Here is a 20,460-nt window from a genome sequence, read left to right on the forward strand (position 1 = left end):
ACAGGCATGGCAGCGGACAACACACGGATGCTCACAGTGGGTGAAGTAGCCAAGCGCAGCGGCGTGGCGGTATCTGCGCTGCACTTCTACGAAACCAAGGGACTGATCGCCAGCGTCCGTACGGCAGGCAACCAGCGCCGCTATCCTTCGCTGGTGCTGCGTACGCTGGCGATCATCAAGGTAGCCCAGCGCACGGGAATTCCGCTTGAGGAAATCAAACAGGCCTTCAGCCGTTATGCCCCCAACAGCAAGCTCACGGCAGCACAATGGAGCGAGATGTCCACGGCCTGGCGTGAAGACCTGAATGCCCGCATTCGCACACTGGAGGCATTGCGCGACAGCCTGGACAACTGCATTGGCTGCGGTTGCCTGTCGCTTGAAGACTGCCCACTGCGCAACCCCGAGGATGTGCTGGCCAAAGAAGGAACCGGGGCGCGGATACTCGAGAAGAAGGCCCGCCAGGCTACAAACTTGCCCAGTACGTAACGATCAAAATGCTCGATAAGCCCGCCTGGTTGTCTTCGACCTTGTTTGCGTTGGAACCATTGCGACGCGCCACCGCCCTAAGCCTGTGCTGTTAACACTCAGTCGCTCAAAGGAAGGAACACAACCATCATGAAACGTGAACAGATCGAAGGTGTTGCTGAAAACCTCACAGGCAAGGCGCAGAGCGCTGTAGGCCGACTGGTCGAAGATCCGGCACTGGAGGCCGAAGGCGATGGGCGTCAGGCCGCAGGTCAGTTGACCAAGTCCTATGGTGACACGCTGGACACGGTGTCTTCATACGTCAAGCAAAAGCCTTTCGCCGCACTGGCCATCACAGCCGCCGTCACACTGGTGGTCTCTCGCCTGCTGCGCCGCTGAGCGGGGTACCGCAAGCAAGGCCTGGGCCGGGTATGTGACCCGGCCCGCGCCATCACCAGATGGCGATATCGTAGGTAAGGTACAGGCGGTTGCTGTCGCGGCCGCGAGCAAAATCCGAACGATAGACATAGTTGCGCAGTTTCACGCCCAGACCTTTCAGTGGCCCGCCCTGCACCACGTAGGCAATCTCGGCGTCACGCTCCCATTCTTTGATGCCCTCGCCACCTGAACGGCCATTGTCACCACTCAGGTAGCGCGTCATGAAGGTCAGCCCCGGCACCCCGGCGGCAGCGAAGTTGTAGGCATAGCTGGCCATCCAGGTTTTCTCTTCCTCCTCGATGAACTTGCCGATGCCGACGTTGCTGAACGAATAAACGGTCGCACCGCTGATATACGGCAAACCGGCATCTCCATCGAGCACCTGATAACCGGCCCCCAGGGTATGGCCGGAATGCGCATACGCCATCTGGCCACTGAACATCTGGTTGTCGATGCCGCCGCCGTAGGCCGCCCCGCTGTCGCGGCTTTTGAAGTAGCGCAGGTCTGTGGTCAGAACCCCGCCGGCCAGCGGCAGGTCATGTACCAGCCCGGCAAAATCCTGGCGATAGAAGTGCTCTAGCTGGCCATGGTAGACACTCAGGCGCAGCTGTTTGCTGACGGCATAGTCGGCACCGGCAAAGCTGAAGTCACCCGACTTGCCGCCCCCATAGCCATCCAGATAAATGCCAGTGCTGTTGGACGAGTCACGCTGCTTGAAACGGTCAAGGTGCCCGGCCGTCAGGGTCAGCCCGTCGATATCCGTGCTGGTCAGCTGAGTGCCCTGATAGGTCTGTGGCAGCACCCGCGCATCGTTGTAGACCAGCACCGGTGTCTTTGGCAGCAAGGTGCCGTGCTTGACCACGGTGCTGCCCAGGCGGGCTTTGGCCGTGACTCCGGCACTGGCGAACTCACCCGCCGCACGGCCATCGTCGTGCACCGGCAACAGCCCGGTACCGCTGCGCCCGCGCCCGGAATCAAGGCGTACGCCCAGCAGGCCCAGTGCATCAAGCCCCACACCCAACGTACCTTGGGTGAAACCTGACTGGTAGTCGAGCAGAAAGCCTTGAGCCCATTCCACCCGTTCGCTTTTGGCCGTGGCGGCAGCGCGGGCACTCATACCCTGCTCGTCACGGAAATTCTCGTTGAAATACACGTTGCGCAACTGCAGCTTGAGCTTGCTGTCTTCGATGAAACCGGCGGCACCGGCCACAGGCAGCCAGCCGCACAGCAGGCCACAAGTGGCCCCACGGAAAAGAAATCGGGACATGATGGTTACTCTGTTGTTGTTCTTGGGTGATTCAGAGGGGCGCCGAGCGGCGCCCTGGGTGCTTCAAACCATGAAGGACAAGGCGCCCGTCAGCAGTGCCAGCGCAGTGATCACCAAAGAGGTGAGCACGGCCCATTTCACGGTGGCTTTCTGGAAGTCACCGATATCCCGGTCGACCATGCCCACCAGCAACAAGGTGGAGGCCACCAGAGGGCTCATCAGGTGCACAGGCTGCCCCAGCACCGAGGCGCGGGCAATTTCCACCGGGTCGATACCATAGGCGGCAGCGGCGTTCGCCAGGATCGGCACAACGCCGAAGTAGTAGGCGTCGTTGGACAGCACGAAGGTCAGCGGCATGCTGGTCAGCGCCACCACCAGCGGGAACCAGTGACTCCAGGCTGCCGGAATCCAGTCCACCAGGGTCTGCGCCAGTGCGTCGACCATCTTGGTGCCCGAGAAAATACCCGCAAAGATGCCTGCGGCGAACACCAGCAGCACCACAGTCATGGCGTTGCCCGAATGGGCGAGAATGCGTTCTTTCTGCACATTCAGCTGCGGGTAGTTGATCATCAGCGCGGCGACGAAACCGATCATGAACAGGATGGCTGCGTGCATCAGGCCCAGCACCAGCGCAGTCATGACGACAATCACCAACACCAGGTTCACATAGGCCAGACGCGGGCGCTTGTGCGGGTTGTCGCCGAGGATTTCCTTGATGTAGCAGTTGCCTCCGCCGGACTCCAGGGCAATATTGCCGATACGCCGACGCTCGGCACGGCCAAGCAGATAAGCGGTAAACACGACCCACGCCGCCCCACCGATGACGGTGGGCAACATCGGAATGAAGTACTCGGTCGCATCCAGACCAAGCGCGGCAATGGCGCGGGTGGCGGGGCCGCCCCACGGGCTCATGCCGCTCATGATGCTCAATGACAGCATCGATACGGTAGCCAGGATCATCGGGTTCATGCCGATGCGCTTGTAAAGCGGCAGCATGGCGGCACAGGTAATCATGTAAGTCGTGGTGCCATCACCGTCCAGCGCAACCAGCAGCGACAGCAGGGCGGTGCCGATAGCGATCTTTATCGGGTCGCCATTCACCCGCTTGAGAATCTTGCGGATCAACGGGTCGAACAGGCCGGCGTCGATCATCAGGCCGAAGAACAGGATGGCGAACAGCAGCAGCGCGGCAGACGGTGCGACCATTTTCAGCCCATCGAGCATCATCTTGCCCAGATCTGGCGCGAAACCGCCAATAAGGGCGAAAACAATCGGCACGATCGTCAGCGCGACGATAGGGGACAGGCGTTTACTCATGATCAGGTAGGTGAAGGTCACCACCATGATCAGGCCCAGAAGTGCGAGCATGGTTTGTTCTCTTGTTTTTATTGTCTATGTGGCCACCTGCAGCGCAGACGGCCCCCTGACCCCACCCGGCAACGCCTGGTGGGGGTCTGTGAAAAGCTTGAGGGTGTCGGGGCTCAGCCGTGACGGCGCGGTTCGGCGACCCAGTCGGCTGTTTCAGCGACGGGGCTGACCACCGGCTCGCCGTTCAGGCGGCTGTGCAGCGTCTGGCGGTTACAGGCGTTTTCCGACAGCGAAACAACCACCGTAGCCACTGCGTTGCTGGCAAGACTCGTCAGCGCACGGGCTTCCGACATGAAGCGGTCGACCCCGATCAACAGGGCCAGGCCGGCCAGGGGAATGTCGTGGATCACGGTGAGGGTCGAAGCCAATGCCACGAAACCGCTGCCGGTAACACCTGCCGCGCCCTTGGAGGACAGCAGCATGATCGCCAGCATGGTGACCACCTGGCCCAGGCTCAGGTCGATGTTGCAGGCTTGTGCGATGAACACTGCTGCCAACGACAGATAGATGGCAGTACCGTCCAGGTTGAACGAGTAGCCAGTGGGCAGCACCAGGCCAACCACGCCTTTTTTGCACCCAAGCTTCTCGAGTTTTTCGAGCATTCGCGGCAGCACCGGCTCGGTTGAAGAAGTCCCCAGCACCACAAGGAACTCTTCGCGGAAATAGCGCAGCAGCTTCCACAGGCTGAAGCCATGGGCCCGGCAGATGCCACCGAGCACCACCAGCACGAAGAACGCGCAGGCGATGTACAACGTCCCCACCAGCTTGGCCAGCGCGCCAAGGGATGTAATGCCGTACTGGCCCACGGTGAATGCCAGTGCGCCGAAAGCGCCGACCGGGGCAAAGCGCATCAGGTAGCCGAAGATGCGGAACACCATGGTCGAAGCCGACTCCAGCACGTCCAGGACCGGCTTGCCTTTCTCGCCCATCGACGAAAGGGCGAACCCGCTGAGTACGGCGATGAACAGTACAGGCAAGACCTCACCCTTGTTGAAGGCACCTACGAAGGTGTCCGGGATGATGTGCATGAAGAAGTCCACCACGCTCAGCTTGGCGGCCGAGGCGGTGTACTGGCTCAGGCCCGCCGTACTCAGGGTGGCGGGATCGATGTTCATGCCGGCACCTGGCTTGAACAGATAGACCGCCGCCAGTCCGATCACCAGGCTGACCACCGTCAGGCCCAGGAACAGCAGCAGGGTCTTGCTCATCAAGCGCCCCAGGGAACGTTTGTCGGTCATGCCGGCGATGCCGGTGACGATAGTGCAGAACACCACCGGCGCGATCATCATCTTGATCAGTTTGATGAACGCATCACCCAGCGGCTTGAGGGCCACGGCCTGTTGCGCCCAGAAGTGTCCGACCACCACGCCCAGCAGGACGGCGCAGAGAATCTGGAAATACAGCGATTTGGCGAGTCTCATGAGGCATCACCCATTGTTGAAATTGTGCGGATGCGCTTGTTACGAATGTGCAGGTCTGGATCAGCGCCTGGAGCTACCCGGCCAACCTGCGGAATGTAGGGGCGTAGACGAACCCTGAGAAGAGCCGCCGGGCGGTTCGCACCACCGAAGCCTGGATCGTCTGGCCATCGGCACCGCTGCGCGTCAGCGCAACATCGATGCCGCCACTTGGATGCTCCAGGCGGACCTCGGCCAGTTGCTGTGCACCTTCGCCCAACAGGTCGGCAATCACGGTACCAGGGCTGACGCAGGCAGTCGCCAGCCCCACGGCGCCAGTGATCGCCAAGGCACGATGGCAGTTGTGCGGCATGAAATAGCGAACCTGCAGCGTGCCATCATAGCGAGGCTTGGACACCAGCACTGGCTTGGGGATGACCATGCCACTGACATCACCCAGGCCCATGGCCTTTCCGGCCTTCAGCCGCAACGCTTCCAGGCGTTCGAGCAGCGCGCTGTCGGCGTCCAGCTGAGCAGGGGTTTCCGAGCCACTGATCCCCAGTTGGCTAGCCTCTACCACCATCATCGGCATGGCCATGTCGATGCAGGTCACCGGCACGCCATCAATCACGTCCTGGGCCTTGCCCGTGGGGAACAGCTTGCCGGTCTTGCTGCCGACCGCGTCGAGGAAGGTCAGGTGCACCGGGGCGGCGGTGCCCGGTACCCCATCGATCGCCGTGCGGCCTTCGTAGCGCACGATCCCGCCGGGCGTTTCGACCAGCGAATTGACGAAGGTGCCAGTGTTCAGGTTGCGAATGCGCACCAAGGTCTTGCCTTCCTGGCCTTTTACCAACCCCTGTTCGATGGCGAATGGCCCAACAGCACACAGCATGTTGCCGCAGTTGGGGGCCGTATCGACCCGGCGCTGTGCGACCATGACCTGCACGAACAGGTAGTCGACGTCAGCGTCGGCGTGCAGTGACGGGCTGATGATCGCCACCTTGCTGGTCTGCGGGCTGCCGCCACCGATACCGTCGATTTCCAGCTCATGGCCAGAGCCCATGAGGTTGATCAGCAACTCGTCGCGCTCGACCACATTGGCAGGCAGGTCCCAGGCGTGGAAGAACGGCCCTTTGGAGGTACCGCCGCGCATGAGTACGCAAGGAATTCGTTGCATGATTTCGCACTCTTGTTGATCAATGGACATCATTGATGCTGTGGGCAAAAGAGTGACAGGGATGGATAAATCAATCCAATGCAAATATCGTAGCGATTATTGCCTTTCACAAAATAATTCCTCTTTGAACGGGCCAAGGCTTTTATATGGAATATGAGCTGCAAGATATCCGATCTTTCGTGAAAATCGCCGAACTCGGCAGCTTCCACGAAGCTGCCGAAGCACTGCATCTCTCCCAGCCAGCGCTAAGCCGGCGCATTAAGAAGCTGGAGGAAGGCCTAGGTACCTCCTTGCTCGAGCGCACCACCCGTCGCGTCAGCCTGACCAGCGTCGGGCGCGACTTTCTGCCCAAAGCCAGACGGTTACTGGACGACTTCGAAGACTCCATTCTCAGCATCCGCGAACTGGCAGAACGACAAACCGGCCAGGTCACCCTTGCCTGCATCCCCACAGCAGCGTTCTACTTCCTGCCGTCGGTGATCCGCGACTACAACGAGCAGTACCCGAAAATCCGTATTCGCCTGCTCGATCTAAGCGCCAACGACGGGCTTGAAGCGGTGCTGCGGGGTGAGGCTGACTTCGGCATCAACATGATGAGCGGGCAACACCCGGACATCGAGTTCGTCTCGCTGGTGCAGGAACACTTCGTCCTGGCCTGCCGGCGCGACCACAAACTGGCAGGCCGTGACGCCGTCACCTGGACCGAGCTTGCCGATTACCGCCTGATCGGCGTAGGCCGACTGAGCGGCAATCGCATGCTGCTCGACCACGCGCTATCCGGGCTCAACTTGCGCCCCAAGTGGTTTTACGAGGTACAACACCTCTCGACCTCGCTCGGCATGGTGGAGGCCGGGCTGGGGGTATCGGCCATGCCCAGCCTGGCTATGCCCACCGCCGATCATCCGACCCTGGTCAGTGTTCCGTTGATCGAACCCCAGGTCACCCGAACACTCGGTCTGGTTTACCGACGCGGCGCCTCGCTTTCGCCTGCAGCTGAAAAATTCGTGTCGATCCTGCTGGAGAAATGGCCCAATCGTTGACTGGGCGTGCCCGTCAGTCCGCCGACATCCACCCTGTGCTGCTGCCGCGCCCATCAATCAGTCGCTGCCCAGGCCGAGTGTGTCGGGGCGGCGCTTTTCAAGCGCGAACTTGAGCAGCGCCGCGCTGCGGAACAGGCCGTGGGCGAACTTGCCGTAAGGCAACGTGATGAACAGCGCCATGACCGTGCCCAGGTGAACGGCCAACAGCACCGCCATGGCCCCGGTATCCCTCAGGCCCAACAGGGCGAGCCCGGAGAGGCTGATCAAAAGCAGGAGCAGGATGAAGGCCCTGTCCATTGGCCGCTGCCTGGGGTCGCCCTGTTCCGGCGCTCGGCGCAGGTTCAGCACAAGCAGCCCGGCGGGGCCAATGACCAGGCCGATCCCCCCGACCGTACCCAGCAGCACAGGCAGGCTCAGCACGGGGTAAGGCGCTTGAAGGTCGAGTACGTAGTGATATGCCGTGGCGACCAAGGTAGCCGCGAAGCACAGCAAGAATCCGTAGAAGGTCAAGTGGTGGAAACGGCGCCGCCACAGGGTGTAGCGATCATCCTCGTTGTTACAACCCTGGCCATGCCCTCCGTCGAGGTACTTCAAGGTCAGCACAGCTGTTGAAGCTTCAAGGATTGCCCCGTCAACAGGCGGAGCCTGAGGCTCGGCCGGCGAAATGCTGCGCCAGAACCGCCTTATCGCCACCGCCAGCGCGACACCGCTCAGGCAAAAGACACTGCCGAACAACAGCGCCAGCATGTTGTGCGGAAAAACCGCATAGAAGTCGCCGCCCAGGCGACCAGGCAACAGGGTTCCGTTGACCTGCAAGGCCAGTAGCAAGAACAGCGACAAGGCAATCGCCAGCGCAGTGACCACATAGGTGCCATTGTGCCGGTAAAGACGGCCGAACGCGGCCGGCCAGGCATAGTCAGCGTACGTCTGGCCACGGACCTTGGCCATAACCTGAGGCACGTTGACAGCAAACTCATGAGGCGCGGCGTACTGGCAGGCATGCAAGCAGGCGCCGCAGTTATGGCACAGGTTGGCCAGGTAATGGATATCCGCCTTGGCAAATGTCAGCCTTCGGGTCATGGCCGGAAACACGGCGCAGAAGCCTTCGCAGTAGCGACAGGCATTGCAGATGCGCATCTGCCGGTCGACTTCCGTTTCATCCATGTTCAATACCGGAATCAGTTCGGCCCGGCCCGCCGGGTCATACGTGTGGGGTTCAGGCAATTGCGCGGTCATGACAGGCCTCGTTTGGGGATGAAATACGTGCAGCAGCAGCCGCGGAATGGGTGCCGGCGATACGGCCGAAGGCGGTGCCTATGGACATGCCGACGCCAGCGGTGTAGCCCTTGCCCAGCACGTTGCCCGCCATCATTTCGCCCGCAACGAACAGGTTCGGGCTGCGCCGGCCAGCGAAATGAACGGCAGCGGTCTCATCCGTGCGTAGCCCCAGGTAGGTGAAAGTCACCCCTGGACGCAACGGATAGCCATAGAATGGTGGCGTATCGATCGGTCGTGCCCAGTGGCTCTTGACCGGTGTCACGCCTTGCGTGTGGCAGTTGTCCAGGCGGGTATGATCGAAGCTGCCCGCCTGACACGCCCGGTTGTAGGCGTGAACCGTGTCAAGGAAGGTCGCTACGGGAAGGCCCAGAAGCTGCGCCAGTTCTTCCAGGGTATTGGCCGTGATACCCCCGAAAACCGGCGGCATGAACCGCCCCAACGCTTTCTGGTCGATGATGGAGAACCCCACCTGCCCCGGCTGATGGGCTACCAACCTGCCCCAGATCGCATAGCGCTTGGGCCAGAAGTCCTCCCCTTCATCATAGAAGCGCAAGCCTTCACGGTTGACCACCACACCCAGCGAAACGCAATCGATACGCGTGCAGATACCGCCGTCGTACAAGGGCGCGCGGGCGTCTATGGCTACCATGTGCGCCTGGGTCGGGTCACCGATAGTATCGGCCCCCAGATCGATCATCCGTCGCAGCAGTACACCATCGTTGAAGCGGGTGCCACGGACCAGAAAATTGTCCGCTGGCCACTCACCGCGTTCGTTCTGCCCCCACGCCTCGCGCAACCAGCTTCTGTTCGACTCGAAGCCTCCAGCCGCCAACACACAGGCTCGCGCCTGGATGCGTTCGGCCGGCAAGCGGCGCCCTGCGACATCACGCGCCGGTACATGGGCCGCAACGAAACGGTCGCCGTCCAGCTCGATATCGCACACTGGCGTGTCATAGCGAACCTCAACACCCAACCGCTCGGCACTACGGAAATAGGCATTGACCAGTGCCTTGCCACCGCCCATGAAAAAGGCGTTGGTGCGCGCCGTGTGCAACGCGCCAGAGAGCGACGGCTGAAAATGCACGCCATGGTGCCGCATCCAGTCCCGGCAATTGGCCGAAGCCCTGATCACCAGCCGCGCCAGTTTCTCGTCGGTTTGCCCGCCCGTGACCTTGAGCAGGTCTTGCCAGAATTCCTCTTCCGGGTACGCGTCAACCAGTACATCCTGCGGCGCATCGTGCATGCATCGCAGGTTGCGAGTGTGTTGAGAGTTGCCACCACGCCATTCACGCGGCGCAGCCTCCAGCAGCAGCACACTGGCCCCCGCCTCGCGGGCCATCAGCGCCGAGCAAAGGGCAGCATTCCCGCCGCCAATGACAAGCACATCGATCATTTTGCCTCCAGGTCTCGAGGAGCCAGAACGTTCGGGGTGCTCCTCGCGGACCACGGACTCTAGTGAGACCTGGCGGGTGACGAAACGCGATTACCGAAGGTAGGTGTTCAGTTTTTCTAAAGGCTGATGGTGCCCAGGCGGCCTCAGAGCAGGCGCGCCCCGGGCCATTGACCGCAGGCAACCCGCTCGCGCGCGACCTCATGCAACACGACCCGCGTCGCAAGCGCAGCAGGCGAAAGCTCATCCTCACTCAGGCTCACCACCAGATTGCGGCGCTGCGCCTGGGCATCGTCGATGGCGAATACGCGCATGCCTGCTTGCGTTGCCCGGGCTACTGCCGCACCGGGCTGCAGGGTGGCGGCGTGGCCCGCCGCTACGCAATCCAAGAGCAATGACAGGCCATCGACCTCCATGACGATGTTGGCTTCCAGCCCCGCCCTGGCCAGGATTGCCTGTAACGTGGCGCGCAAGCCATGCTGACTGCTCGGCATCACCAGCGGCAACGTCGCGATCTGCTGCAACGTCAGCGATTCGCCCCAGCCACTTTGCACCAATGCCAGCGGAACCAGCGCGAACAGCCGTTCCTGCAACAGCGGACGCACATCCAGGCGCGCCCCCGCGTCCGGCTGGAACAACACAGCCAGGTCCAGGTGCCGGGCGTTAAGCTGGCTGACCAGATAGCCCGACAGCATTTCCACCAGGTGCAAGTGGATGTCCGGATAGCGCTGGCGCATGCGGTCGATAAGGGCAAGGCCCAGGACCGATGCAGTGGTCGGGGCAAGGCCGACACTTACATACCCGCTCATGCGCCCACTCTGCGCGGCAAGCATGGCGTGTTCGGCCTGACGCAGCGCCAGGCGGGCATGGTACTCGAAGGCCAGACCTGCCGCTGTCGGGACGACGCCGGTACTCGAGCGCGTCAACAGCCGGGTGCTGAGCTCGTTTTCCAGCTTCGACAGTTGCTGGCTCAGGGCGGAGGCGCCCACGCCAAGCTCGAGCGCGGCCCTGCCAAGGCTGCCGTGCTCCAACACACTTAAAAAGTAGCGAAACTGGCGTAACTCCACATTGACCTCTCGATGCCCCTGCCTTGCCCGCATTGTACGCAGGAACGGCGAGGTCATGGGGGAGCCTTGCTGACAGCTCGAGTCATTACTCGGCTCGGTAACGACAGCCTTGTCCTTGCATCGGGTTGCGCAGACGTGCAAGGCTAAAAAGGGATCACCCATGACGAAAAGGAAGCAAAGCACCTCATGCTTGGAATCACACGTATCCATCGCTATTTGCGCCCACTGCCTGCGAAACCGACCGCAGCCAGTGGGCGTGAACTCAAGGCCAAACGCGCCACCCGCCTCGCCTCGAAGGTTGCCAACCTTCTCTGCACCCCCCGCTCCGCCCCGCCTTACCTCTGTGTCACCCCTGAGCGTCCCGCTGTCGAACGTGTGCCCCCGACCTGACTGCCTCCTCTGCAGCTCACACACCGTACTCGCCTGTTGCAGGCGGAGTGCCTGACGCAACGACAAGGGGCAACAGCCAATGCTTTTCTTTCACGGTAAACACATTTTCAGCGCCATCTTCGATATGGATGGCACCCTCTTCGACACCGAGCGCCTGCGCTTCAAGACACTCAAGCAAGCGTCTCTGGAAATCTTCGGCAAAGCGCTGAGCGAGCACACCCTGATTGGCTCGCTGGGCCTGAGCGCAAAGAAGGCCGAGGCCCTTGCCAAGGCGCATAACGGCGACGACTTCCCGTACGCCGAAATCCGCCAACGCGCCGATGAACTTGAACTGGAGTACGTGCGCAATCACGGCGTACCGATCAAGGCCGGCCTGCTGGAGGTGCTGGAGCGCCTGCGCAAGTCGGGCCTGACCATGGCGGTGGCCACCTCCAGCCGCCGTGCCATTGCCGAGGAGTACCTGATCAACGCCAACGTGCTGAAGTACTTCGACATCACCGTTTGTGGCGATGAAGTCAGCCAAGGCAAACCCCACCCCGAGATTTTCCTGAAAGCCGCCCGCGCGCTCAATTGCGAGCCAGGCCAGTGCTTCATGGTCGAGGACTCGGAAAACGGCATGCTGTCGGCGATGCGCGCCGAAGGGCAGGCGATCCTGATCGAGGACATCAAGCCGCCTGCGCCGGAAATCAAGGCGGGCGCGCTCAAAGCCTACCGCAGCATGCATGAATTTCTCGCCGACCTGAGCGAGTGCGTACCCGACCTGGGCATGCCTGCATTGAGTGAGCCGTTCCCGGCCTCGATGAACCAGTTCAGCGTGGGCATTCATGGTTTCGGCGCCATCGGCGGCGGTTACCTGACACAGGTATTTTCCCATTGGGACGGCTACACCCGACCGCGTGAAATCATTGCCGCAACCCGCTCGCGCATGCTGCGCGAAAGCGTCAGCGCCTTTGGCCGCTACAGCGTGCGCTACGGCGCCACGTCGTTCGACCAGACCATCGACAACGTGCGCATGATCGACATGGACGATGACGACGCGGTCATCAGCATGTACACCACTGCCGAAATCATCGGCCTGAGCCTGCCCGAGCAGGCCATCAGAAGCCAGGCCAGGGTGATCGCCCAAGGCCTGCTGCAACGCTTCGAGCGCCGAGGCCGCGAGCTGACTCTGCTGATCGTGCTGAACAAGGTTGGCGGTGCGGCGTTCGTGCGTCGTCATGTGCAAGCCGAGCTGGCGTTACTGTGCCCGCCTGCGATCAGCGAGCAGGTTATGCAAAAGACCCATTTCGCCGAAACGGTGGTCAGCCGCATCGTGTCCAAACTGGGCAATGACGCGCTGGTACGGCAACTGCGCATCAAGTCGCAGATGTTCCAGAACAGCCTGGAAGACGAGCCTGCAAGCACGCGCAAACCCTCGGCGCCGCTACCAGAGTACGAACGGCTGATCGGCCACTTCAGGCCCTTTGCGCAGCCCAGCAGCGCCATGAGCCAGCTGCATCTGGTGCTGTTCAACAGCGAAGCTGACATGCCGCTTTACGCCGAGCGCGGCAGCGATCTGCTCGAACGCCTGCGCCAGGTGAAGACAGTGCCAGACATTGCCCAGATCCAGATCATCAAGAACCGCCTATGGAACGGCCCGCACGCCATCGTGGCCTGGTACGCCAGCCTGCTGGGCCATGTCTGGGTCGGCCAGGGTATGGGCGATGCGCGGGTGAATGAACTGGCCGAGCGCCTGATTCGCCAGGAGGTCGCGCCCGCACTGGTGGCCGAATACCCACAGATGGCCGAGGTGGTCAGCCGCTTTGCCGAGGCATTCCTCGAACGCTGCAAAACCTCGTTCAAAGACCCGTGCGCCCGGGTAGGCCGCGACCCCTTGCGCAAGCTGCAACGCAACGAACGCATCCTCAGCAGCATCGACCTTGCCCGCAAGCACGGTATTGCAACCCCGGCCCTGGCGTTTGGCGCCGGGCTCGCCATTCACCACGCCCTGAACTGCAGCGACAGCAAAGACTTGGAGAGCCAGGCAATCAGGCAGGTTTATCTCGACAACCAGGAAAGCGTCGAAGCCGTGCTCACCCATGCCAACAAACCTTTCCCCGGGTTATGCCCTGTCAAGGACGCGGAACTGATCGCTGCCATCAGTGAAGGTTTCCGCCAATTGCCACAGCCGGCTTCGCGCCACGCGGTTGCTGTAGGCTCATAACCAGCCCTGGCCGGGACACAGTGGGCGCGGGTTGCGCCTGCGTCCCGGTCAGCGCCATGGGCTGGCCTTGGGTACCGGCCTAAAGCACTTCGAACAGGCCTGCTGCGCCCATGCCGCCGCCCACGCACATCGTCACGACCACGTACTTCACCTTACGTCGCTTGCCCTCCAGCAAGGCATGGCCGACCATCCGCGCGCCGCTCATGCCGTAGGGGTGGCCGATAGCAATGGCGCCGCCATTGACGTTCAGTTTCGCCGGGTCGATCTGCAACTGCCGGGCGCAATACAGCACCTGGCAGGCGAACGCCTCGTTCAGCTCCCATAGCCCGATATCGTCTACCGTCAGGCCCTGCTGGCGCAGTAGCTTGGGCACTGCCAATACCGGGCCGATGCCCATTTCCTCAGGGGCAAGGCCAGCCACGGCGATACCGCGGTAAAGCCCCAGGGCTGCAGTGCCCGAGTGCGCCGCCAGCGCGCCCTCCATCAGCACACAGGCACTGGCGCCATCGGACAACTGACTGGCATTGCCGGCCGTGACACAACCACCTTCGACCACGGGCTTGAGCCCCTGAAGGTCGGCCAGGGTCGTCGCCGGTCGGTTCCCTTCGTCCTGGGTCAGGCGCACCTCTTCATGGCTGACAACACCTGTCAGCTTGTCCACCACCTTCTTGCGTGCGATCACCGGCACGATTTCAGCGGCGAACAGCCCTGCCGCCTGCGCCGCTGCCGTGCGCTGCTGAGACTGCAGGGCGTAGACATCCTGCGCTTCGCGGCTTATGCCATAACGCCGGGCCACCCGTTCGGCCGTTTGCAACATCGGCATGTAGGCGTGCTCGCTCAGGCGCAGCACTGCGGGGTCGTAAGCCTCACTGGCCAGCTGGTTGTGCACCTGCTGCACCAGGCTGATCTGCTCCTGGCCTGCGCCAATGGTCACCTGCATGCCATCAACCATGATCTGCTTCGCCGCAGTGGCAATGGCCATCAGGCCTGAAGCGCACTGGCGGTCGACGGTCTGACCGCTGACCGATTGGGGCAGGCCGGCGGCCAGCGCCGACAGACGCCCCGGGTTGATCGCGGCAGTACCGCTCTGCATGGCAGTCCCCAGCACCAGGTCATCGACCTGCGCCGGTTCGATGCCAGCACGTTCTACTGCGGCGCGGATAGCGACAGCCGTCATGCTGGGTGTTTTCAGGTCGTTGAAGGCGCCACGCATGGCTTTGCCGATAGGGGTGCGAGCAGTGGCGACGATCACGGCGTCTTTCATGATGGCTGTTCCTCAGGGGATAGGGGCTGCAGTTCGCTCAACACGTGCCGCAGACAGTCAGGCACCGGCACCGGGCGCCGCCCTTCGCGGTCGACGAATACATGGACGAAGCGGCCGGTGGCGCAGGCCAATGGCTGACCGGCGAGGAACACCGCCAACTGATAGTGCACCGAGGTGTTACCCAACCGGCTCACCGCAAGGCCCACTTCGATGTCATGCGGAAAAGCCACCGGCGCCTGGTAGTCGCAGGCGGAGCTGACCACCAGCGCGATCACCCTCCCCTGGTCGATATCCAACCCGCCCTCCCGCACCAGCAGGCGGTTCACGGCACTGTCGAAGAAACTGTAATAAACCACATTGTTCACGTGGCCATAGACATCGTTGTCGTGCCACCGGGTGGTTATGGGCGTGAAGTGCCGATAGTGTTCGCGTTGCCGGAGGTGGCTCATCAGTAGGCTGCCTCATAGATGGCCAGCGCATCGGCCTGGGTGACTTCACGCGGGTTATTGACCAAAAGGCGTTGCTGTTGCATCGCGTCTTCGGCCAGCTGACCAAGCCGATGACGCGGTACATCGGCGTCGCGCAGGCGATCCGGTAACCCGCAGCGACTACCTAGCGCGGCCAGCTCGGCCACAAATTGTTCTGCCTGCTGGCGTTGATCGCCGGGCTGCAAACGGGCCCCCAGCAGCGGCACGGCCAGTTCGGCGTAGTCCACTGCCGCGACCGGCAGGTTGAAGCGCAGCACATGCGGCAACACCAGCGCATTGGCCAGGCCATGGGGAATATGAAAATGCCCACCCAGCGGATAGGCCAGGGCATGCACCGCCGCCACCGGTGCATTGGCAAAGGCCTGGCCGGCCAGGCAAGCCCCCAGCAGCATGGCCTGGCGGGCCTGCAGATTGCCGCCATTGTGCACAGCCTGGTCAAGGTTATCCGCCAGCAGCCGCAGCGCCTCGCGGGCCAGCAGGCTGGACAGCGGGTTACGTTTGAAGCGGCTGGTATAGGCTTCGATGGCATGCACCATGGCGTCGATACCGGTAGCAGCAGTCACCGCCGATGGCAGGCCGAGGGTACAGACGGCGTCGAGCACTGCCAGGTCCGGCAACAGCAGCGGCGAAACAATGCCCATTTTGGTGGTGGCGCCGGTGGTGACGATGGCGATCGGCGTCACCTCCGAACCGGTACCTGCCGTGGTGGGCACCTGGATCAACGGCAGCCGGCGGCCCTTGGCCTTGTCAATGCCGTACAGCTCAGCGATTGGCTGTGAACAGTCGCGGTGGGCCAGCAGCGCAACCAGCTTGGCCACATCCATCGAGCTGCCGCCGCCAAACCCCACCACCAGGTCGGCGCCAATATGCCGGGCGCGCTGGGCGGCCGCCAGCACGCATGCCTCGCTGGGGTCGGCCGTAACCTCACTGAAGATCGCCACGCCGACCTTGGCAGCCGTGAACCCCGGCAGCAGATCATCGAGCATGCCAAGGCGGGCGATACCCGGGTCACTGACGATCAAAACACGCTTGGCACCGCGCTCACGGCACAGACCTGCAAGGCGCTGCACCGCGCCGGCTTCGCAGAGGATCTGCGCAGTGGTGGCAAAGCTGAAAGGCTGCATCACACTCTCCTTGTCAATGTGGTTTGCCGTGGGCTAGAACGCGAAATCGCTCTCTGGTAGCGCCATCAGGCAATCCGCGCCACCCAGCAGGGCCTCGCGATGAGCGGTGGCACGGGGCAGCAGCCGCCGCCAGTAAAACGTCGCAGCGTGAAGCTTGGCCCTGTAGAAGGCCGTTTCCGTGCTGCCGGCGGCAAGCGTTGCTTGAGCGTGCACAGCCGCTTGCAACCACATCGCCGCCAACAGCACGTAGGCCGAATAGGCAAGAAAATCAACCGACACTGCCCCTGACTCCTGAGGGTCACGTTGACAGGCCTCGACCACGTGGCCGGACAAGGCGCGCCATTCCTCCAAACGTTGCCCCACGGACGTCGCCATGGCCTGCAGGCCGCCGAGCGCATTGGCAGCCCCGACGTGCAGCGCCATTTCGTCGATCAGCATATTGAGCTCGGCCCCGCCGTCCCCCAGTACCTTGCGGCGTATCAGGTCAAGGGCCTGTATACCGTTGGTGCCTTCATAAAGCTGGGTGATGCGGCTATCGCGCATCAACTGCTCCATGCCCCACTCCCGGATGTAGCCGTGGCCGCCATACAACTGCACCCCAAGGCTGGCGACCTCCTGACCGACGTCGGTGAAGAACGCCTTGACGATAGGGATCAGCAACGCCGCCCGCCGGGCTGCCGCCTGGCGCGCCGGTGCACTTTTCGCAGCGTGCTCCAGGTCCAGTTGCCGAGCGGTGTAAATACCCAGCATGCGACAGCCCTCGGTGAGGGTCTTCTGGGTCAGCAGCATGCGCCGCACGTCTGGATGGACGATAATCGGATCGGCAGGCTTTTCCGCTGCCACAGGTCCGGCAAGCGAGCGCGACTGCAGACGCTCCCGGGCATAGGCAAGCCCCCCCTGAAAAGCGGCCTCGGCTATTCCAAGCCCCTGCAGGCCGACCTGGAAGCGGGCATCGTTCATCATGGTGAACATGCAGGCCAGGCCCTGGTTGGCCTCCCCCACCAGCCAGCCTTGGGCACCGTCGAAATTCATCACGCAGGTCGAGGCACCCTTGATGCCCATCTTGTGCTCTAGTGCCCCGCAGCCCATCGCGTTGCGCTCGCCACCGGGCAGCAGCTTGGGCACCAGGAACAGGCTGATGCCCCTGACACCTGCTGGCGCGTCAGCCAGGCGCGCAAGTACCAGATGAACGATGTTGTCGGTCAGGTCCTGCTCGCCACCACTGATGAATATCTTGCTGCCAGTAATGCGGTAACTGCCGTCCGCTTCCGGCTGGGCGCGGGTACGCAGCAAAGCCAGGTCGGTGCCGGCCTGCGGCTCGGTCAGGCACATGGTGCCGGCCCACTCGCCACTGACCATCCGGCTCAGGTAGGCCTGCTTGAGTGCCTCGCTGCCATGGCGATGCAACGCCAGGACCGCGCCCTCGGTCAGGCCGGAGTAGATGCGGAACGACAACGACGCCGCCATCAGCATTTCATGGAAGCTGGCCGCTGCCATTTGCGGCAGCCCCTGTCCACCATAGGCCTGCGGCCCGGTCATACTGGCCCAGCCATGTTCGACGTATTGCCGATAGGCGTCCCGCATGCCGTCCGGGGTGGTGACCTCGCCGCCAACCCACTGGCAGCCCTGTTCGTCACTGTTGCGATTGAGCGGTGCGATGATTTGGCCTGTGAAACGCGCGGCCTCCTCAAGGATGCCGTCGAGGGTGTCGCGATCCAGTTCGATACCTAGCTGCTGGCAATGTCCGGCCAGATCGAACAGTTCATGCAGCACGAAACGCATGTCGCGAAGGGGCGCCTGGTAGTTCATGCCTGAACCTCCCCACGCGGCTCGAAACGCTTGCCACCGGCCACCAGCGAATAGAACAACCCTTCCGGGCGCCAATGCTCGCCAAGCACGCCCTGCAGGTATTCCAGCCGTGCCAGGATAAACGGCGCCCCCTGCTCGTCCGCCCAGCACATGGGCCCGCCAGTGGCAGCCGGGAAGCCATAGCCGTGGAGCCAGACCCGGTCGATGTCGGCGCTGCTGGCTGCGATACCTTCCTGGAGAACCTTCGCCCCTTCGTTGACCAGTGCCAGCAGGCAGCGCTCGAGGATTTCCTCGGCACTGATGCCCCGGCGTCGGTAGCCAAGCTTCTGGGACACCTGCAGCACCAGAGCGTCTACCTGCGGGTCATGCTCGGCCTGTCGGCTGCCGGGTGCATAGCGATAATAGCCTTGCCCGGTTTTCTGCCCGAGGCGGCCGAGTTCGCACAGCGCGTTATCGACCTGCACCAGCGGGTCGTGCATGCCTTGCCCGGCCAACTGCCGGGCGCGCCACTCCAGGTCGATGCCCACCACGTCGTACATGCGGAACGGCCCCATGGCGAAGCCGAACTGCTGCAGTACCGCATCCACCTGGTGTGGCAAAGCCCCTTCAAGCAGCAACTTGCGCGCTTCGCCCACATAGCTGCGCAACATGCGATTGCCAATGAACCCAGGGCAGTTGCCTGCCACTATCGCCACCTTGCCCATGCGCTCGCCCAGCGCACAGGCGGCGTCGAGCACTTTCTGATCGGTGTGCGCCCCACGCACGATTTCGAGCAGCTTCATGACATGCGCGGGGCTGAAGAAATGCAGCCCCAGGACCTGGGATGGTCGCTGGGTGACGGCGGCAATCGCGTCGATGTCCAGCGCCGAGGTGTTGCTGGCCAGGATCGCACGTGGCTTGAGGTGTGCATCCAGTGCACGGAAGATTTCCTGCTTGAGCGCCAGGTTTTCATACACCGCTTCAATCACCAGGTCGGCCTCCGCCAACGCCGGATAGCCGTCCACGACCTGCACACGCGCCAGGCAGGCTTCGGCCTGGGCCTGGGTGATGCGCTGCTTCTCCACCTGCTGGGCCCAGGCTTGGCTGACCATGCCCAGCCCGGCTTCGAGCGCTGCCGCGTTGCAGTCCAGCCACAGCACCGACAGTCCGGCGTTGGCCAGGCTGATGACGATGCCGCAGCCCATGGTGCCTGCACCTATCACAGCCACCTGATTGATCGGGAAGGGAGTATTCACGCGCAACGCTCCTGCTTTCTTGTAGGTATGAGGACTGTGATCACCCTAAGCAGGCCGAAGGTATTTTTGAAATTTCCATTTCGTATGCCATATATTTCCGGCATGAATATTTCGAACTTCGACCTGAACCTGCTTCGCGTCTTCGACATGTTGCTGCGGGAACAGAACGTATCCCGCGCAGCCGAGCGTCTGGCTCTGACCCAGCCGACCGTGAGCAATGCCCTGGCGCGCCTGCGTGACCAGCTGGGTGACCCGCTGCTGGTCCGCGTGGGCCGGCGCATGCGCCCGACGCCACGGGCCTTGGCACTGGAGGGGCCGATACGTGCGGCGTTACAGCAGATCGAGCAGACGTTGGGCACAGGCGATGGCTTCGAGCCTCAGCGCAGCCATCGCCAGTTGCGCATCGCCCTCACCGATTTCGTCGAACAGCTGTGCATGCCGCCACTCCTGGCGCGGCTGGAGCTACTGGCCCCCAACGTGCGCATCGACGTGGTGCACCTGGCCCCCAACCTGCCGGCCGAGGCGCTGGACCGGGGCGACCTCGACCTGGTACTGGGCCGTTTCGACGAGGTGCCGGCGCGCTTCACCCGCCACCCTTGGCGCCGTGAAACCCTGCAGATCGCGCTGCGCCAGCAGCACCCGCACCTGGCGCCGGGCCAGGCAGTGGACCTCGACGCGTTCCTGGGCTTGCGGCACATCTGGGTGCACGGAGGCCAGACCCGGGGCATGGTCGACCAGTGGCTGGCCGAGCAAGGCCTGACCCGGCAAATCGCCTATACCACGCCCAACTACCTGCAGGCCGCGCATTTGGCCGCAGCCACCGAAATGTGCGTAGTGCTGCCGCGGCAACTGGCCCAGCAGTTCGCACATCTGCTGCCCTTGGCGGTGCACGAATTGCCTTTTGCCCTGGAGCCTTTCGAACTGGAACTGGTGCACCTGAGCCACCGTCAGCACGACCCCGCCCTGGCCTGGCTGGTCGAACAGATCCTTACGCTCCCCCCCGCCTGAAGCCATCAAGAAACGCGATAGCGGCCATGCCGCTCTGGTATTGGCTGGTGCG

The 20,460-nt window shown here is 62.7% G+C and carries 17 protein-coding genes; 5 read left to right on the plus strand and 12 right to left on the minus strand.

The features are described 5' to 3' along the window. Positions 1–6 precede the first annotated feature (6 nt). Together soxR and INQ47_RS17315 are read left to right on the plus strand one after the other, a co-directional pair. Positions 7–486 carry a redox-sensitive transcriptional activator SoxR gene (gene soxR, locus INQ47_RS17310; RefSeq protein WP_252459539.1) on the plus strand — a complete coding sequence of 160 codons (480 nt, stop codon included), beginning with the start codon at positions 7–9 and terminating at the stop codon, positions 484–486. 129 nt (positions 487–615) lie between these two features. Continuing rightward, the gene (locus INQ47_RS17315) at positions 616–864 is read left to right on the plus strand and encodes a CsbD family protein (RefSeq protein WP_404702186.1); all 249 of its coding nucleotides are present in this window, start codon (positions 616–618) and stop codon (positions 862–864) included. Positions 865–916: 52 nt separating this feature from the next. Here the strand turns inward: INQ47_RS17315 and INQ47_RS17320 are convergent, their stop codons facing one another. The 4 genes from INQ47_RS17320 to INQ47_RS17335 form a co-directional block, all read right to left on the minus strand. Further along, positions 917–2,170: an OprD family porin gene (locus INQ47_RS17320; RefSeq protein WP_404702187.1), complete on the minus strand. Its 1,254-nt coding sequence runs from the start codon at positions 2,168–2,170 to the stop codon at positions 917–919. Positions 2,171–2,233: 63 nt separating this feature from the next. Further along, positions 2,234–3,538, minus strand: coding sequence for a CitMHS family transporter (locus INQ47_RS17325; RefSeq protein ID WP_252459538.1), 1,305 nt, complete (start codon positions 3,536–3,538; stop codon positions 2,234–2,236). Positions 3,539–3,651: 113 nt separating this feature from the next. Then, the gene (locus INQ47_RS17330; protein ID WP_209964541.1) at positions 3,652–4,959 is read right to left on the minus strand and encodes a dicarboxylate/amino acid:cation symporter; all 1,308 of its coding nucleotides are present in this window, start codon (positions 4,957–4,959) and stop codon (positions 3,652–3,654) included. A 73-nt stretch (positions 4,960–5,032) separates the two neighbouring features. Continuing rightward, positions 5,033–6,112, minus strand: coding sequence for a 4-oxalomesaconate tautomerase (locus INQ47_RS17335; protein WP_404702188.1), 1,080 nt, complete (start codon positions 6,110–6,112; stop codon positions 5,033–5,035). A gap of 146 nt (positions 6,113–6,258) precedes the next feature. Between INQ47_RS17335 and INQ47_RS17340 the strand changes: the two genes are divergently transcribed. Beyond that, on the plus strand, positions 6,259–7,152 hold the full coding sequence (locus INQ47_RS17340) for a LysR family transcriptional regulator (RefSeq protein WP_252459537.1): 894 nt from the start codon (positions 6,259–6,261) through the stop codon (positions 7,150–7,152). 57 nt (positions 7,153–7,209) lie between these two features. Here INQ47_RS17340 and tcuB read toward each other — a convergent pair whose 3' ends face one another. The 3 genes from tcuB to INQ47_RS17355 form a co-directional block, all read right to left on the minus strand. Next, positions 7,210–8,388, minus strand: coding sequence for a tricarballylate utilization 4Fe-4S protein TcuB (gene tcuB, locus INQ47_RS17345; protein ID WP_404702189.1), 1,179 nt, complete (start codon positions 8,386–8,388; stop codon positions 7,210–7,212). Beyond that, positions 8,369–9,823 carry an FAD-dependent tricarballylate dehydrogenase TcuA gene (gene tcuA, locus INQ47_RS17350; protein WP_021784032.1) on the minus strand — a complete coding sequence of 485 codons (1,455 nt, stop codon included), beginning with the start codon at positions 9,821–9,823 and terminating at the stop codon, positions 8,369–8,371. Before tcuA ends, tcuB begins: the two co-directional genes overlap by 20 nt. A gap of 143 nt (positions 9,824–9,966) precedes the next feature. Further along, positions 9,967–10,887 carry a LysR family transcriptional regulator gene (locus INQ47_RS17355; protein WP_028698041.1) on the minus strand — a complete coding sequence of 307 codons (921 nt, stop codon included), beginning with the start codon at positions 10,885–10,887 and terminating at the stop codon, positions 9,967–9,969. 469 nt (positions 10,888–11,356) lie between these two features. Between INQ47_RS17355 and mtlD the strand changes: the two genes are divergently transcribed. Next, entirely contained in the window at positions 11,357–13,480 is a 2,124-nt protein-coding gene (mtlD, locus tag INQ47_RS17360; protein ID WP_404702190.1) for a bifunctional mannitol-1-phosphate dehydrogenase/phosphatase, read from the plus strand. Between the two features lie 79 nt (positions 13,481–13,559). Here mtlD and INQ47_RS17365 read toward each other — a convergent pair whose 3' ends face one another. The 5 genes from INQ47_RS17365 to INQ47_RS17385 are packed head-to-tail and all read right to left on the minus strand — an operon-like array spanning position 13,560 to position 19,400. Continuing rightward, the gene (locus tag INQ47_RS17365) at positions 13,560–14,744 is read right to left on the minus strand and encodes an acetyl-CoA C-acyltransferase (RefSeq protein ID WP_404702191.1); all 1,185 of its coding nucleotides are present in this window, start codon (positions 14,742–14,744) and stop codon (positions 13,560–13,562) included. Then, on the minus strand, positions 14,741–15,193 hold the full coding sequence (locus INQ47_RS17370; protein ID WP_404702192.1) for an acyl-CoA thioesterase: 453 nt from the start codon (positions 15,191–15,193) through the stop codon (positions 14,741–14,743). Before INQ47_RS17370 ends, INQ47_RS17365 begins: the two co-directional genes overlap by 4 nt. Then, complete coding sequence (locus INQ47_RS17375; RefSeq protein ID WP_404702193.1) at positions 15,193–16,356, minus strand: iron-containing alcohol dehydrogenase; 1,164 nt, start codon at positions 16,354–16,356, stop codon at positions 15,193–15,195. Before INQ47_RS17375 ends, INQ47_RS17370 begins: the two co-directional genes overlap by 1 nt. 33 nt (positions 16,357–16,389) lie before the next feature. Next, positions 16,390–18,165: an acyl-CoA dehydrogenase C-terminal domain-containing protein gene (locus INQ47_RS17380; RefSeq protein ID WP_404702194.1), complete on the minus strand. Its 1,776-nt coding sequence runs from the start codon at positions 18,163–18,165 to the stop codon at positions 16,390–16,392. Beyond that, positions 18,162–19,400 carry a 3-hydroxyacyl-CoA dehydrogenase NAD-binding domain-containing protein gene (locus INQ47_RS17385; protein WP_404702195.1) on the minus strand — a complete coding sequence of 413 codons (1,239 nt, stop codon included), beginning with the start codon at positions 19,398–19,400 and terminating at the stop codon, positions 18,162–18,164. Before INQ47_RS17385 ends, INQ47_RS17380 begins: the two co-directional genes overlap by 4 nt. An 84-nt stretch (positions 19,401–19,484) precedes the next feature. Here INQ47_RS17385 and INQ47_RS17390 point away from each other — a divergent pair, with 84 nt between their 5' ends. Continuing rightward, a complete protein-coding gene (locus INQ47_RS17390) occupies positions 19,485–20,408 on the plus strand; it encodes a LysR family transcriptional regulator (RefSeq protein WP_404702196.1) in 924 nt (307 codons plus the stop codon). Positions 20,409–20,460: the final 52 nt, after the last annotated feature.

Source organism: Pseudomonas sp. 3HC3 (assembly GCF_044904505.1).
In the GTDB taxonomy this organism is placed as follows: Bacteria; Pseudomonadota; Gammaproteobacteria; order Pseudomonadales; family Pseudomonadaceae; genus Aquipseudomonas; species Aquipseudomonas putida_Y.

Bases quoted from the DNA above. Each gene is read 5' to 3' on its own strand.
- INQ47_RS17370 (WP_404702192.1), bottom strand. From the start codon at position 15,193: ATGAGCCACCTCCGGCAACGCGAACACTATCGGCACTTCACGCCCATA.
- soxR (WP_252459539.1), top strand. From the start codon at position 7: ATGGCAGCGGACAACACACGGATGCTCACAGTGGGTGAAGTAGCCAAG.
- INQ47_RS17330 (WP_209964541.1), bottom strand. From the start codon at position 4,959: ATGAGACTCGCCAAATCGCTGTATTTCCAGATTCTCTGCGCCGTCCTG.
- INQ47_RS17325 (WP_252459538.1), bottom strand. From the start codon at position 3,538: ATGCTCGCACTTCTGGGCCTGATCATGGTGGTGACCTTCACCTACCTG.
- mtlD (WP_404702190.1), top strand. From the start codon at position 11,357: ATGCTTTTCTTTCACGGTAAACACATTTTCAGCGCCATCTTCGATATG.
- INQ47_RS17375 (WP_404702193.1), bottom strand. From the start codon at position 16,356: ATGCAGCCTTTCAGCTTTGCCACCACTGCGCAGATCCTCTGCGAAGCC.
- INQ47_RS17320 (WP_404702187.1), bottom strand. From the start codon at position 2,170: ATGTCCCGATTTCTTTTCCGTGGGGCCACTTGTGGCCTGCTGTGCGGC.
- INQ47_RS17380 (WP_404702194.1), bottom strand. From the start codon at position 18,165: ATGAACTACCAGGCGCCCCTTCGCGACATGCGTTTCGTGCTGCATGAA.
- INQ47_RS17315 (WP_404702186.1), top strand. From the start codon at position 616: ATGAAACGTGAACAGATCGAAGGTGTTGCTGAAAACCTCACAGGCAAG.
- INQ47_RS17340 (WP_252459537.1), top strand. From the start codon at position 6,259: ATGGAATATGAGCTGCAAGATATCCGATCTTTCGTGAAAATCGCCGAA.
- tcuA (WP_021784032.1), bottom strand. From the start codon at position 9,823: ATGATCGATGTGCTTGTCATTGGCGGCGGGAATGCTGCCCTTTGCTCG.
- INQ47_RS17335 (WP_404702188.1), bottom strand. From the start codon at position 6,112: ATGCAACGAATTCCTTGCGTACTCATGCGCGGCGGTACCTCCAAAGGG.
- INQ47_RS17390 (WP_404702196.1), top strand. From the start codon at position 19,485: ATGCCATATATTTCCGGCATGAATATTTCGAACTTCGACCTGAACCTG.
- INQ47_RS17365 (WP_404702191.1), bottom strand. From the start codon at position 14,744: ATGAAAGACGCCGTGATCGTCGCCACTGCTCGCACCCCTATCGGCAAA.
- tcuB (WP_404702189.1), bottom strand. From the start codon at position 8,388: ATGACCGCGCAATTGCCTGAACCCCACACGTATGACCCGGCGGGCCGG.